General features: G+C 27.6%; 9 protein-coding genes and 1 pseudogene. All 10 read left to right on the forward strand.

Features of this window, described 5'->3' with window-relative positions; genetic code table 11:
- Nucleotides 1–268: 268 nt before the first annotated feature.
- Entirely contained in the window at nucleotides 269–1,894 is a 1,626-nt protein-coding gene (locus J5A73_RS03920; protein ID WP_211616815.1) for an Hsp70 family protein, read from the forward strand.
- A 39-nt stretch (nucleotides 1,895–1,933) separates the two neighbouring features.
- Nucleotides 1,934–2,233: a hypothetical protein gene (locus J5A73_RS03925; protein ID WP_211616817.1), complete on the forward strand. Its 300-nt coding sequence runs from the start codon at nucleotides 1,934–1,936 to the stop codon at nucleotides 2,231–2,233.
- A gap of 213 nt (nucleotides 2,234–2,446) precedes the next feature.
- Nucleotides 2,447–4,195 (forward strand): tetratricopeptide repeat protein, encoded by a 1,749-nt coding sequence (locus J5A73_RS03930; RefSeq protein ID WP_211616819.1) that lies wholly within the window; start codon nucleotides 2,447–2,449, stop codon nucleotides 4,193–4,195.
- Between the two features lie 42 nt (nucleotides 4,196–4,237).
- Nucleotides 4,238–6,055 (forward strand): tetratricopeptide repeat protein, encoded by a 1,818-nt coding sequence (locus tag J5A73_RS03935; RefSeq protein ID WP_211616822.1) that lies wholly within the window; start codon nucleotides 4,238–4,240, stop codon nucleotides 6,053–6,055.
- Complete coding sequence (locus J5A73_RS03940; RefSeq protein ID WP_211616824.1) at nucleotides 6,033–6,263, forward strand: hypothetical protein; 231 nt, start codon at nucleotides 6,033–6,035, stop codon at nucleotides 6,261–6,263. Before J5A73_RS03935 ends, J5A73_RS03940 begins: the two co-directional genes overlap by 23 nt.
- Complete coding sequence (locus J5A73_RS03945) at nucleotides 6,260–8,080, forward strand: tetratricopeptide repeat protein (RefSeq protein WP_211616825.1); 1,821 nt, start codon at nucleotides 6,260–6,262, stop codon at nucleotides 8,078–8,080. The genes J5A73_RS03940 and J5A73_RS03945 overlap by 4 nt, the downstream gene beginning before the upstream one ends.
- Before the next feature lie 18 nt (nucleotides 8,081–8,098).
- Complete coding sequence (locus J5A73_RS03950) at nucleotides 8,099–10,333, forward strand: tetratricopeptide repeat protein (RefSeq protein ID WP_211616827.1); 2,235 nt, start codon at nucleotides 8,099–8,101, stop codon at nucleotides 10,331–10,333.
- 250 nt (nucleotides 10,334–10,583) lie between these two features.
- Nucleotides 10,584–12,295, forward strand: a pseudogene (locus tag J5A73_RS03955) (AAA family ATPase).
- Nucleotides 12,296–12,359: 64 nt separating this feature from the next.
- Nucleotides 12,360–14,072: an AAA family ATPase gene (locus J5A73_RS03960; RefSeq protein ID WP_211616829.1), complete on the forward strand. Its 1,713-nt coding sequence runs from the start codon at nucleotides 12,360–12,362 to the stop codon at nucleotides 14,070–14,072.
- A 236-nt stretch (nucleotides 14,073–14,308) separates the two neighbouring features.
- On the forward strand, nucleotides 14,309–15,406 hold the full coding sequence (locus J5A73_RS03965; protein ID WP_211616831.1) for an RNA-guided endonuclease TnpB family protein: 1,098 nt from the start codon (nucleotides 14,309–14,311) through the stop codon (nucleotides 15,404–15,406).
- The last annotated feature ends 93 nt before the right edge of the window (nucleotides 15,407–15,499 follow it).

Consider the following 15,499-nt stretch of genomic DNA (forward strand, 5'->3'; position numbering starts at 1 on the left):
AAACAAAATATAGTATACTATTTTTGTAATTATAAAAGCAGTAAATAAAAATATGTTTAAATTTTAAATATAAAAAATATAAAATAATAAAATAAAATTTTTATAAACTGTTTATAATTCAATAAAAAAAATTTTATGAACTTAAAAAAACATATTAGTCTACAAAATTTAAAAAAAATGTGTTAAAATATAAATGTTCAATAAAATTAAATAAAGATAATCAAAAAATAAGAAAAAATATTATGTAAAAAGTGAAGGGAGACAAAAAATGTCAAAATATGTATTTGGAATAGATTTAGGAACAACATATTCTTGTATTGCGTATGTTAATGAAAAAGGAGATTCACAAGTTATAAAAAATAGTGAAGGGGATAATTTAACACCGTCAGTTGTGGAATTTGAAGAAGACAATAAAATAATAGTTGGAGAAGATGCAAAAGAAGATACCGTTTTAAATGAAGATAATACAGTACAATTTGTTAAATCATTAATGGGGAAAACAGATTTTGCAATTGAACATAATAATGAAGCAAGAACTCCAGAAGAAATTTCTTCATATATTTTAAAAAAATTGGCTCAAGATGCTTCAGAAGCTTTAGATACAGAGGTTAAAGATGTTGTAATAACTTGTCCTGCGTATTTTGGGACTGCACAGAGAACTGCTACTAAAAATGCTGGAAAAATCGCTGGATTGAATGTGCTTGAAGTAATTAATGAGCCGACAGCAGCAGCACTATTTTATGGATGTACAAGAGATTCTGAAAATAAAACAATTATGGTTTATGATCTTGGTGGAGGAACTTTTGATGTTACTGTTATGAGAGTAAATGCTGATAAAATAGAAGTTATTTGTTCTGACGGAGATCACGATCTAGGTGGAAAAAGATGGGATGATGCGTTAATGGATTATCTTTTTGATAAAGTTCGTGAACAGGAAGGTTACGATGGCGAGTTTGATGAATATATGCAGCAAAATTTTAGATTGAAAGTAGAAGAAGTTAAGAAAAAATTGAGTTTTAGGGAAAAAGTTAATGGTACATTTGAAATTGATGGAAAGAGAATAAAATTAGAAGTAACTAGAAAAGAATTTGATGAAATAACTAAAATATTGCTTAACGAAACTTTAAATAAAACAAATGAAGTTGTTAGAATTGCTAAAAGTAAAGGATATGATGAAATTGATGAGGTACTTTTAGTAGGTGGTTCGACAAGAATGCTGCAAGTAAAAGATACAATATGTGAAAAATTTGGAAAAGAAAAAGTAAAAATTTTTGAACCAGATGAAGCAGTGGCAAAAGGAGCGGCAATTTATGCGGTAGATGTTTATTTAAATAACAAAAAAATTGTTGAAACTGAAGCAAGTGATATAATTAAAGAAAATAAATTGAATCCAGATGACTACAAAGAAAATTTGAGTGTTGAAACTGAAATGATAGGTGTTGGCGGAGTATTTAGAGAAATAGTGACTGCTACTACAAAAAGTTTTGGTGTGAAAGCGGTTAAAGATGGAGAGCCTATTTGCTTGAACATGATTAAGAAAAATGAGTTGATGGAAAAAGGATTTATCGAAGAAAAAAGAATATTTAAGACAATGAGTGATAATCAAGAAATAGTAAATATAGAAATATATGAAAGTGATTATATGGATGATGTAATTGATGTAGATGATGATTTTTATATTGGAAACGCAATATTAGAATTGCCTAGAAATCTTTCAAAAGATTCTTCAATCGAAGTTATTTTGAAACTTAACAAAGAGGGAATTTTGGAAGTGACAGGAATAGATAAGACAAGCGGGAAAAAAGTAAATGTAAAACTTAAAACAAAAGATGCTATGACCGAGAAAAAATTGGAAGAAATAAAAGAAAAATTCCAAGGAATGTTAGTAGTTTAAAGATAAATTGTATAATTAAATGTAGAGAGGGGGATAAATATGTCAAGAAAAAATAAAATAATTTCAGAAGTTGCATTAATTTTTTTGGTGGCAGGAGGGTTATCATTTGGATTTTCTGAAAAATTTGGAGAAATAAGAGTAAAGACTGAAAAAATAGTAAAGAAGCAAAAACAAAGTCCAACTCTAAAATCTAAAGAATATTATCTACAGAAAAAGGCTAATGCTAGAGGTTTGCGTAGAATAAGTCTTGGAGATACAGAAGATGGGAAAAAGAGATTATCAGAGTATCTTAAACATTTAGACAATAGTGAAAGTGAAGACTTATCGCAATCACAATAATTAAAAGTTATAACTAATAAAAAAGAATTGATTCCTTTGTAAAACAGGAGTTGATTCTTTTTTTATTTTAAATAAAAATTTTTTTGAAAAGTGCAGAAAATATGGGATAAATAGAACAAAATATTGCCGAAAAAGTTCAAATTTTTTAAATTTTTTGGTATAATAAAACTAAAAGAAATTAAAAATAATATTTAGTTAAAAGAGGTATTATATATGTCAGAAAAAGTGGAAAATAACTGGTATGAGATATTAGAACTTGATTTTTATCTTGATCCAAAAGAAGATGAACAAAAGATAAAAAAAATAATTGAAGAGAAAAATAAATATTGGGTGCGAAATCAAAGGGATAGAAAAATTGGGATGTTGTGTACAAAGTATATCGAATATAATAAAAAAGGGAAAATATTAAAAGATATACTTGATGATGAAAAAAGAAGTCAGATGATAAAAGATGTTCAAAAAAAATTATTTGAAGGAATTGACAGATATTTGGTAACTTTTGAGAATGAAGTGATGACGGAAGAAAAAATACGATATATTTTGAATAAAATAAAAGAAGAACATAAAATAATAAATGAAAAAATTATAAAAGAGAGAATTTGGTCAAGGGGTAAGAAAGTAGGAATTGGGAGTTATGAAAAGTTTGAGGAAAATTTGAAGAGAGCATTTGATTTGAAATTAAGTTCTAAATTTGAGAATATAGAAAAAAATTTAAAGGCATTTGGGAAAGCGAATATTTATGATTTTTTAAATTCACAAGAATTGACATTAAATTTTTTAAATAAAAGGGAGATTGAAGAAAAAATAAAGTTTTTTGAGAAGAATGATTCTGAAAGTGATTTGAAGAAGAAATTGTGTCTTTTTTGTAAAGATTTGGTAGAAAAAGATGAGATTGAGAAATATAATGAATATTTGGAAAAAATGGAATGCTTGAAGATTGAGAAAGAACTGGAAGTTATAAAAAATGAGAAAAAAAGATTGAGAAGGAAGAAAATTGAGAGCGAAATCGAGAATTTTGAAAGTAAATTTGGAGATACAATTGAAGATAAAGTTGCAAGAGAATTTTTTTCAAAATATTTTGGGTATAAGTTTGTGAGTGATAAAAATAAGGGGAAATTGGGACAAATCGACATTTCTAAAATAAAAGAGTGGATGAAATTACGAAAAAAAATTTTGGTTAAGATAGCTGTAGGATTGGTATTTATTTTTGTGGTAATTTTTTCTTGGAATTTATATAATAAGAAGGAAGCAGAAAAAATATTTGTTCAGGCAGAAAAATATATGAAAGAAGGAAATAAAGAAAAAGCAAAAGAGAGATATGAAATTGCTGCAAGAAAAGGGAATACAGATGCGATGAATAAATTAGGAGAATATTATTATGCTAAAGAAAATTCTTTTAAAGCGGAGGAATGGTATAAAAAAGCAGCAAAAGGGGGAAATATAAAGGCAATGGAAAATTTAATGAATTTTTATAATCGATATTCAAGTAATGAGAAAGTAATTGAATGGGGGACAAAAGCAGCAGCCAAAGGAAATACGATTGCAATGAATAATTTAGGGAAATTTTATGAAAATAATGGAGACAAAGTGAAAGCAAAAGAATGGTATGAAAAAGCAGCAGCCAAAGGAGAGACAACTGCGATGAATAATTTAGGCGTATTTTATGAAAATAATGGAGACAAAGTAAAATCAAAAGAATGGGTTGAAAAAGCAGCGGTCAAAGGAAATACGGTTGCAATGGCTAATTTAGGTGTATTTTATGAAAATAATGGAAACAAAGTGAAAGCAAAAGAATGGTATGAAAAAGCAGCAGCCAAAGGAGATACAATTGCAATGAATAATTTAGGTGTATATTATGAAAATAACGGAGACAGAGTGAAAGCAAAAGAATGGTATGAAAAAGCGGCGACTAAAGGAAGTAAAGAAGCAAAAGAAGCATTAGAAAAAATGAAAAAGGATTAATTTTAGATATTTTATTAGAAAAATTAAAGAAGGGAAATAAATATGTCAGAAAAATTAGAAAATAGTAAAGATATGATGTGTGAAATGGAGTATCATGAAGGAAATAAAAAAACATTTAATAAAAAAAAAATAAAAAAAGAAAATAATTCAAAAAAAGTTTTAAAAAAAATTGATTTATATTTAGAAGATTTTGAGAATGAGTTAATAACAGAGAAAAAAATACAAGGTATTTTAGATAAAGAAAATAAATCTAAAATGATAGATGGAAAACTTTTAAAAGAGCAAATTTGGGGTGAAGGTAAAAAAATAGCAATTTCTAGTTATGAAGATTTTGAAAAGAAAATTAATAAAATATTTATTCCCATATTGCAATCGAAATTTAATGCGATAGATCAAAATTTGAAAGTATTGAACAAGGCGAATATATATGATTTTTTACATTCTGAAGGATTATCATTGAATTTTTGGAATGAAGAAGAAATTGAAAGTAAAAGAGAATTATTGAAAAAGAATAATGTTGAAAATGATGCAAAGAGAAAATTGTATTCTTCTTGTGGAGAATTGGTAAAACAAAATAAAATAGAAGAATATAATGAGTATTTGGAAAAAATGGAATGTTTAAAAATAAAAAAAGAATTGGAAAATATAAGAGATGCGAATCGAGAGTTTGGAAAAGAAATTGCAGAAATTGAAATTAAAAATTTTGTGGATAAATTTAGAGATGTAGTTGAAGAAAAAATTGCAAGAGAAATTTTTTTGAAATTTTTTGAAAATAATTTTGAAGATGATAGAAAATCAAAAGAAATAAATTCTATGAAACGAATAAAGTTATCTAAAAAATCTATTTTTAGTTTAGCAGCAATAGTAATAATATGCATTTTAACAGTAACTTTTTCTTGGAATCAGTTTAATAAAGAGGAAGCGAAAAAGTTGTTGAATAGAGCGGAAAAGTATGAAAAAGAAGGAAAAATAATTGGAGCGAAAGAATGGTATGAAAAAGCGACAATCAAAGGAAATGTAGAAGCGATGAATAAATTAGGATTGCTTTATTACGAAGAAGGAGATAAAGCAAAAGCGAAAGAATGGCTTGAAAAATCAGCACTGAAAGGAAATGTAGGAGCAATGTATAATTTAGGAATAGTTTATGAGAATAATGGAGACAAAGTGAAAGCAAAAGAATGGTATGAAAAATCAGCAGTGAAGGGAAATGTAGGGGCAATGTATAATTTAGGAATAGTTTATGAAAATAATGGAGACAAAGTGAAAGCAAAAGAATGGTATGAAAAATCAGCAGTGAAAGGAAATATAGAAGCGATGAATAATTTAGGAGCACTTTATTACGAAGAAGGAGACAAAGTGAAAGCAAAAGAATGGTATGAAAAATCAGCAGTGAAGGGAAATGTAGGAGCAATGTATAATTTAGGAGCACTTTATTACAAAGAAGGAGACAAAGTAAAAGCGAAAGAATGGCTTGAAAAATCAGCATCGAAAGGTGCTGCAGAAGCAATGTATAATTTAGGAGTACTTTATTACGAAGAAGGAGACAAAGTGAAAGCAAAAGAATGGTATGAAAAATCAGCAGTGAAGGGAAATGTAGGAGCAATGTATAATTTAGGAGCACTTTATTACGAAGAAGGAGACAAAGTAAAAGCGAAAGAATGGCTTGAAAAATCAGCAGTGAAAGGAAATGTTTCAGCAATGCATGGTTTAGGAGTACTTTATTACAAAGAAGGAGACAAAGTAAAAGCAGAAGAGTTATTTGAAAAAGCAGCAGCGGAAGGAAGTATAGAGGCAATGGTAGCATTAGAAGAAATGAAAAAAATTAGAGGTATTGCAAATGTCAGAAAAAGTGGAAAATAATTGGTATGAGATATTAGAACTTGATTTTTATCTTGATCCAAAAGAAGATGAACAAAAGATAAAAAAAATAATTGAAGAGAAAAATAAATATTGGGTGCGAAATCAAAGGGATAGAAAAATTGGGATGTTGTGTACAAAGTATATCGAATATAATAAAAAGGGGAAAATATTGAAAGATATACTTGATGATAAAAAAGAAGTCAGATGATAAAAGATGTTCAAAAAAAGTTATTTGAAGGAATTGACAGATATTTGATAACTTTTGAGAATGAAGTGATGACGGAAGAAAAAATACGATATATTTTGAATAAAATAAAAGAAGAACATAAAATAATTAATGAAAAAATTATAAAAGAGAGAATTTGGTCAAAGGGTAAGAAAGTAGGAATTGGGAGTTATGAAAAGTTTGAGGAAAATTTAAAGAGAGCATTTGATTTGAAATTAAGTTCTAAATTTGAGAATATAGAAAAAAATTTGAAGGCATTTGGGAAAGCGAATATTTATGATTTTTTAAATTCACAAGAATTGACATTAAATTTTTTAAATAAAAGGGAGATTGAAGAAAAAATAAAGTCTTTTGAAAAAAATGATTCTGAAAATGATTTGAAGAAGAAATTGTGTCTTTTTTGTAAAGATTTGGTAGAAAAAGATGAGATTGAGAAATATAATGAATATTTGGAAAAAATGGAATGCTTGAAGATTGAGAAAGAACTGGAAGTTATAAAAAATGAGAAAAAAAGATTGAGAAGGAAGAAAATTGAGAGCGAAATCGAGAATTTTGAAAGTAAATTTAAAGATACAATTGAAGATAAAATTGTAAGAGAATTTTTTTCAAAATATTTTGGGTATAAGTTTGTGAGTGATAAAAATAAGGGAAAATTGGGACAAATCGACATTTCTAAAATAAAAGAGCGGATGAAATTACGAAAAAAAACTTTGGTTAAGATAGCTGTAGGATTGGTATTTATTTTTGTGGTAATTTTTTCTTGGAATTTATATAATGAGCAGGAAGCAAAAAAAATATTTATGCAGGCAGAAAAATATAGAAAAGAAGGAAGTAAAGAAAAAGCAAAAGAGAGATATGAAGTTGCTGCGAGAAAAGGTAATACAGATGCGATGAATAAATTAGGAAAATATTATGAAATTGCTGCTGCGATGAATAAATCAGTAGAATATTATGATAGTAAAGAATCTTTTAAAGCGGAGGAATGGTATAAGAAAGCAGCAGAAAGAGGAAATGTAAAAGCAATGATTAGTTTAACACATTTTTATTTATATAAAAATGTAGATAAATCAATTGAATGGGGAGAGAAGGCAATAAAAAAAGAAAATATGAATACAGATGCAATGTATGGCTTAGGTTTAGCTTATTATAATAAAGGAGAAGAAGAGAAGGCAAAAGAGTGGTATGAAAAAGCAGTAGCGAAAGGGAATGCAGAAGCAATGACTGCATTAGGGAAATTTTATGACGATAAAGGAAAAAAAGAGAAAGCGAAAGAATGGTATGAAAAAGCAGCGGTAAAAGGGGATACAGAAGCTATGAATAAATTAGGGGAATTTTATAACGATAAAGGAGAAAAAGAGAAAGCGAAAGAATGGTATAAAAAAGCAGCGGTAAAAGGGGATACAGAAGCAATGGTTGAGTTAGGGATATTTTATTATGATAAAGGAAAAAAGGAGAAGGCAAAAGAGTGGTATGAAAGATCGGCAATAAAAGGAAATACAAGAGCTATGAATAAATTAGGGGAATTTTATTACAAAGAAGGAGAAAAAGAGAAAGCGAAAAAGTGGTATGAAAAATTAGCTATTGAAGAAGATTATACAAGAGCTATGAATAAATTAGGAGAAATTTATTACGAAAAAGGAGAAAAAGAGAAAGCGAAAGAATGGTATGAAAAAGCAGCGTCAAAAGGGGATGCAGAAGCTATGAATAAATTAGGGGAATTTTATTACAAAGAAGGAGAAAAAGAGAAAGCAAAAGAATTATATGAAAAAGCGGTAATTTTAAAAAAATTATCAGAATAATAAGAAAGGAAAATAAATATGTCAGAAAAATTAGAAAATAGTAAAGATATGATGTGTGAAATGGGGTATCATGAAGAAAATAAAGAAACATCTAATAAAAAAAAATTAAAAAAAAATAATTCAGAAAAAGTTTTAAAAAAAATTGATTTATATTTAGAAGATTTTGAGAATGAGTTAATAACAGAGAAAAAAATACAAGGTATTTTAGATAAAGAAAATAAATCTAAAATGATAGATGGAAAACTTTTAAAAGAGCAAATTTGGGGTGAAGGTAAAAAAATAGCAATTTCTGGTTATGAAGATTTTGAAAAGAAAATTAATAAAACATTTATTCCTATATTGCAATCGAAATTTAATGCGATAGATCAAAATTTGAAAGTATTAAACAAGGCAAATATATATGATTTTTTACATTCTGAAGGACTATCATTGAATTTTTGGAATGAAGAAGAAATTGAAAGTAAAAGAGAATTATTGAAAAAGAATAATGTTGAAAATGATGCAAAGAGAAAATTATATTCTTCTTGTGGGGAATTGGTAAAACAAAATAAAATAGAAGAATATAATGAGTATTTGGAAAAAATGGAATGTTTAAAAATAAAAAAAGAATTGGAAAATATAAGAGATGCGAATCGAGAGTTTGGAAAAGAAATTGCAGAAATTGAAATTAAAAATTTTGTGGATAAATTTAGAGATGTAGTTGAAGAAAAAACGGCAAGAGAAATTTTTTTGAAATTTTTTGAAAATAATTTTGAAGATGATAGAAAATCAAAAGAAATAAATTGTATGAAACGAATAAAGTTATCTAAAAAATCTTTTTTTAGTGTAGCATTAATTATTTCAATAATAGTTTTTTCTTGGAACCAGTTTAATAAAGAAGAAGCCAAAAAGTTATTTAACAGAGCAGAACAATATGAAAAAGAAGGAGAAGAAGAGAAGGCAAAAGAGTGGTACGAAAAAGCAGCAATAAAAGGTAATACAGAAGCAATGAATACTTTAGGAAATTTTTTTAATAAGGAAGGTGATAGAGAAAAAGCCAAAAAGTGGTTTAAAAAAGCAGCAATAAAAGGTAATATAAAAGCAATGGGTATTTTAGGAAGTATTTTTTATGGAGAAGGAGATAGGGAAAAAGCCGAAAAGTGGTTTAAAAAAGCAGCAATAAAAGGTAATATGGAAGCATTGGTTATTTTAAAAAGTTTTTTTTATGAGAAAGAAAATAAGAAGAAAACAAAAGAGTGGTATGAAAAAGAGAATGCTGAAGCGATGAATGCATTAGGAAATTTTTTCAATGAGGGAGGAGATAAGAAAAAAGCGAAAGAGTGGTATGAGAAAGTAGCAATAAAAGGAAATGTGGATGCGATGGCAGCTTTAGGTATTCTTTATTTAGATGATGGAGATATCGAGGCAAAAAAGTGGCTTGAAAAAGCAGCAATAAAAGGTAATACAAAAGCAATGTTTTATTTAGGAAAGTTTTATTGGAGTATAAAAGATGAGATAAAAGCCAAAGAATGGCTTGAAAAATCAGCATCGAAAAGGAATGTAGAAGCGATGTATTATTTAGGATTACTTTATTCCAAAGAAGGAGATAAAGCGAAGGCGAAAGAATGGCTTGAAAAATCAGCATCGAAAGGGAATGTAGAAGCGATGTATTATTTAGGATTACTTTATTATGAAGAAGGAGATAAAGCGAAGGCGAAAGAATGGCTTGAAAAATCAGCATCGAAAGGTGTTGCAGAAGCGATGAGTAATTTAGGAGTACTTTATGACAATGAAGGAGATAAAGAAAAAGCGAAAGAGTGGTATGAAAAATCAGCGGCGAAAGGTTTTGCAGAAGCGATGTATAATTTAGGAGTACTTTATGACAATGAAGGAGATAAAGAAAAAGCGAAAGAATGGTATGAAAAATCAGCATCGAAAGGTGTTGCAGAAGCGATGTATAATTTAGGAGTACTTTATGACAATGAAGGAGATAAAGAAAAAGCGAAAGAGTGGTATGAAAAATCAGCATCGAAAGGTTTTGCAGAAGCGATGTATAATTTAGGAGTACTTTATGACAATGAAGGAGATAAAGAAAAAGCGAAAGAATGGTATGAAAAATCAGCATCGAAAGGTGATGCAGAAGCGATGTATAATTTAGGAGAATTTTATTACGAAAAAGGAAATAAAGAAAAAGCAAAAGAATGGTATGAAAAAGCAGCAGCTAAAGGGATTAAAGAAGCAAAAGAAGCATTGGAAAAAATGAAAAAAAATTAAAAGTAATATTTAGTTAAAAGAGGTATTGCAAATGTCAGAAAAAGTGGAAAATAACTGGTATGAGATATTAGAACTTGATTTTTATCTTGATCCAAAAGAAGATGAATAAAAGATTAAAAAAATAATTAAAGAGAAGAATAAATGTTGAGTGAAGAATCAGAAAGATAGGAAATTTAGCAAGACTAAAAATGAATTGACTTTGTAAAAAAGTTTAAAATTTTAACGAAAAAATAAAAAAAGGGGATTTATTATGAAAACTAAAAAGAAAAGATTACCAATTGGAATATCTAATTTTAAAGAAATAATAGAGTATGATTATTACTATTTTGATAAAACTAAATTTATTGAAAAAATTTTAGAAGAGCGTTCAAAAGTAAAATTATTCACTCGACCAAGAAGATTTGGGAAAACATTGAATATGTCGATGTTGAGGTATTTTTTTGATGTTAAGAATAAAGAAGAGAATAGAAAATTGTTTGAGAATTTGGAAATTTCTAAAAGTGAATATTTTGAAGAACAGGGGAAATATCCAGTGATTTCGATTTCATTTAGGAATTATGATAAAGAAAATTGGGAAACAGGTTTTAGAACTATAAAAACAACAATTGCTAATGTGTATGCAGAAAATAAATATTTAATGGATAGTTTAGATAAAAGAGAACTACAGAAATTTGAGGATATTTGGTTAGAAAAAGATAAGGGAGATTGGGAAGGTTCATTGAGGAATTTGGTGCAATATTTGTATGAATATTATGGGAGAAAAGTAGTTGTTTTAATAGATGAGTATGATCAGCCGATAATAGATTCGTATATTAAGGTATATTATGATAAGGCGATAAGTTTTTTAAAAGTTTTTATGGGTTAGTTTTGAAGGATAATGAATATCTTGAAATGGGAGTTATGACTGGTATTTTGAGGGTTGCGAAGGAAAATATTTTTTCGGGGTTGAATAATTTGGAAGTTCATACGATTTTGGATAGTGAATTTACGGAATATTTTGGAATTATGGAAGATGAAGTTGAAAATGCTTTGAAAGATTTTAATTTGGAATATGATTTAGAAGATGTTCAAAAATGGTACAATGGGTATTTGTTTGGAGATACGAAAGTGTATAATCCTTGGTCGATTATTAATTTTTTAAAGCGAAGGAAATTAAAGTCTTATTGGGTAAACACGAGTGGGAATGGGTTAATCAAATTGTATTTACAAAAATTGAAAGACAAAATATTTGATGATTTTTCAAAATTGTTGAATAAAGAGAGCGTTATAAAGAGAATAAATGACAACATGACTTTTGGGAATTTGGAGGCTAATTTTGAGAAAAATGTATGGAACTTGTTTTTTCATAGTGGATATTTGACTTTGACAGAAGAATATGATGAAGATGAAGAAGAAGTTTATTTGAAAATACCGAATGAAGAAATTCTGAAAATGTTTTCTGAAATGTTTATTGAAATATATTTTGAGAATTACGAAACTTTTTTGGATATGACAATTGCATTGAAAAATGGAGATGTTGAAAAATTTAAATTTGAATTGAGAAAAATTTTGTTGGAAAATATAGGGATTTTTGATGTAAGTGGAAATTATAAAGAGCAGTTTTATCATGGACTGTTATTAGGATTAGTTTTGATGTTGAAAAATGAATATGAGATTACATCAAATGGATTTGCTGGGAAAGGTCGATATGATTTGCTTTTGAAACCTAAGAATACTTTAAATAAATTAACTGGAAGAGAAGGGATTATTTTTGAGTTAAAAATTGTAAATTTAGTTGAAAAATTAGAAAAAAATAATTTAAAAAAGAAACTTGAGAAAGAGTGTGAAATTGCATTAAAGCAAATTGATGAGAAAGAATATGTTTCAGTTTTGAGAAATGCTGGAGTTGAGAGAGTTTTGAAAGTTGGGGTTGCATTTTTTGGGAAAGAGTTTGAAGTGAAATTTGAGAGAGAAATAAAATGAACTAAATTATAATGAGAATGAAAATAAGTTTGATAAAAACAAAAAAGTAAAAGGGAGGATTATTATGAAAACTAAAAAGAAAAAATTACCAATTGGAATATCTAATTTTAAAGAAATAATAGAGTATGATTATTATTATTTTGATAAAACTAAATTTATTGAAAAAATTTTAGAAGAGCGTTCAAAAGTAAAATTATTTACTCGTCCAAGACGATTTGGAAAAACATTGAATATGTCGATGTTGAGGTATTTTTTTGATGTTAAGAATAAAGAAGAGAATAGAAAGTTGTTTGAGAATTTGGAAATTTCTAAAAGTGAGTATTTTTCAGAGCAAGGGAAATATCCAGTGATTTCGATTTCGTTTAGGAATTATGATGAAGAGAATTGGGAAGAAGGATTTAAAACAATAAAGACAACAATTGCTAATGCGTATGCAGAACATAAAATTTTGATGGATAATTTAGATAAAAGGGAACTAGAAAAATTTGAGAGCATTTGGCTGGAAAAAGATGAAGGAGATTGGAAAAATTCGTTACGGAATTTGGTGCAATATTTGTATGAATATTATGGGAGAAAAGTAGTTGTTTTAATAGATGAGTATGATCAGCCGATAATAGATTCATATATTAAAGGGTATTATGATAAAGCCATCAGTTTTTTTAAAAGTTTTTATGGGTTAGTTTTGAAGGATAATGAATATCTTGAAATGGGGGTTATGACTGGTATTTTGAGAGTTGCGAAGGAAAATATTTTTTCGGGGTTGAATAATATAAAAGTTCATAGCGTTTTGAATAAAAGATTTACAGAATATTTTGGAGTTTTGGAGAGTGAAGTTGAGAAGGCTTTGAAGGATTTTGGATTGGAATATGATTTGGAAGAAGTTCAGAAATGGTATAATGGGTATTTATTTGGGGAGACTAAAGTGTATAATCCTTGGTCGATTATTAATTTTTTGGATGAAAGAAGGCTTGGAGCATATTGGGTGAATACGAGTGGAAATGGATTGATTCAGTTGTATTTACAAAAATTGAGAGAAAAAATATTTGAAGATTTTTCAAAACTTTTGAATGAAGAAAATATTTATAAGCGAATAAATGACAGCATGACTTTTGAAAATTTGGAAGATAATTTTGAAAAAAATATTTGGAATTTATTTTTTCATAGCGGATATTTGACTTTGGCTGAAAAATATGATGTAATGAAAAAAAGTGTTAGCATAAAAATTCCAAATAAGGAAATTTTAGAAATGTTTTCTGAAATGTTTATTGAAGTGTATTTTAGAGATACTGATAATTTTTTAGATATGACAGATGCATTAAGAAATGGGGATATTGAAAAATTTAAATTGGAATTGAATAAGATTTTACTGGAAAATACAGGGATTTTTGATGTAAGTGGAAATTATAAAGAGCAGTTTTATCATGGACTGCTGTTAGGGTTAATTTTGATGTTAAAAAATGAGTATGAAATTACATCGAATGGATTTGCTGGGAAAGGTCGATATGACCTGCTTTTGAAACCTAAGAATACTTTAAATAAATTAACTGGAAGAGAAGGGATTATTTTTGAGTTAAAAATTGTAAATATAAAAAGTGAATTTAGTTTTGAAGCAATTCATGAAAAACTTGAGAAAGAGTGTGAAATTGCATTAAAGCAAATTGACGAGAAAGAATATGTTTCAGTTTTGAGAAATGCTGGAGTTGAGAGAGTTTTGAAAGTTGGGGTTGCATTTTTTGGGAAAGAATTTGAAGTGAAATTTCAAAAAGAAAAGATTTAAAAAGTGTGCTAAAAATAAAAAAAGATAAAAAAAATTATAACTTTTAACAAAAGATAGCAAGAAGTCTCCGGCTTCTACAAGCGGGAGATGAATTGCTTTTTTTTGTAAAAAAAATTGAAAAAAGGATATATCTATGATACAATTTTTGTATAAAATATTGAAGAGAAGTTATAAATAATAAAATTTCTAAAAAAATAATTAAAATAATATCCAAAATCAAAAGGAGGTGTAATTTCATGAAATATAATTTAGCATTCAAATACAGAATTTATCCAAATAAGGAGCAAGAATTATTGATAAACAAGACTTTTGGATGTGTTCGTTTTGTTTACAATACGATTTTGTATGCTGCAAATAAATTTTATGAAGAAACTGGGAAAAATAAAATAATTACACCTGCCAGTTTGAAGAGTGAAAATCAATTTTTAAAAGAAGTAGATAGTCTGGCACTTTCAAATGCTCAATTGAATGTAAAACGATCGTTTACGAATTTTTTTCAGAAGAGAGCGAAGTTTCCGAGGTTCAAATCTAAAAAGACTAGTGTTAAAAGTTATACGACAAATTGTGTGAATAATTCGATACGAATTGAGGAAAACAAATATTTGGTTTTGCCAAAATTGAAAAGAATAAAATTAAAATATCATAGAGAAATAACAGAAGATTACAAGATAAAGTTAGTAACATTGACAAACAGTAATGGAAATTATTATGTTTCTGTTTTGACAGAATTTGAAAAAGAAATTCAAAAAGTGCCAACTAATGATAAAGTAATTGGACTTGATTTTTCAATGTCTGAATTATTTGTCAGCTCTGAAAACCAAAGGGCTGATTATCCAAAATATTTCAGGATGTTAGAAGAAAAATTAAAAAAATTACAAAAATCATTATCAAGGAAAGTAAAATTTTCTAAGAATTGGTATAGACAAAAAGAGAAAATATCAAGATTGCATGAGTATATCAAGAATTGTCGAAGAGATTTTTTGCATAAATTATCGAAAAAATTGTCTGAAACATATAATGCTGTGGTTGTCGAGGATTTGAATATGAAAGGGATGAGCCAGGCATTAAATTTTGGAAAAAGTGTAGGAGATAATGGATGGGGAATGTTTTTGAGGACGATTGAGTATAAGTTGATGTTTTTAGGAAAGCAATTTTTGAAGATAGATAAATGGTTTCCATCGTCGAAAACTTGCAGTAAATGTGGAAATATTAAAGAGGAACTGAAATTATCAGAAAGAAGCTATAAATGTGAGTGCTGTGGAATTGAGATTGATAGAGATTACAATGCGGCACTGAATATAAAAAACATTGGGAAATTGATGTTGGAATATTAGAAAAATAAAAAAAGACAGGGTAGGAACTACCCGAAGAGCTTGGTAAATATATTTGGCTAACAAAAGCAGATACTTCCCAAGAAGCTCCCGCTT

This window comes from Leptotrichia sp. oral taxon 218 (genome assembly GCF_018128225.1).
Lineage (GTDB): Bacteria > Fusobacteriota > Fusobacteriia > Fusobacteriales > Leptotrichiaceae > Leptotrichia.

Coding starts and splice junctions, on each gene's coding strand:
- J5A73_RS03920 (WP_211616815.1), top strand. CDS start 269: ATGTCAAAATATGTATTTGGAATAGATTTAGGAACAACATATTCTTGT.
- J5A73_RS03925 (WP_211616817.1), top strand. CDS start 1,934: ATGTCAAGAAAAAATAAAATAATTTCAGAAGTTGCATTAATTTTTTTG.
- J5A73_RS03930 (WP_211616819.1), top strand. CDS start 2,447: ATGTCAGAAAAAGTGGAAAATAACTGGTATGAGATATTAGAACTTGAT.
- J5A73_RS03935 (WP_211616822.1), top strand. CDS start 4,238: ATGTCAGAAAAATTAGAAAATAGTAAAGATATGATGTGTGAAATGGAG.
- J5A73_RS03940 (WP_211616824.1), top strand. CDS start 6,033: ATGTCAGAAAAAGTGGAAAATAATTGGTATGAGATATTAGAACTTGAT.
- J5A73_RS03945 (WP_211616825.1), top strand. CDS start 6,260: ATGATAAAAGATGTTCAAAAAAAGTTATTTGAAGGAATTGACAGATAT.
- J5A73_RS03950 (WP_211616827.1), top strand. CDS start 8,099: ATGTCAGAAAAATTAGAAAATAGTAAAGATATGATGTGTGAAATGGGG.
- J5A73_RS03960 (WP_211616829.1), top strand. CDS start 12,360: ATGAAAACTAAAAAGAAAAAATTACCAATTGGAATATCTAATTTTAAA.
- J5A73_RS03965 (WP_211616831.1), top strand. CDS start 14,309: ATGAAATATAATTTAGCATTCAAATACAGAATTTATCCAAATAAGGAG.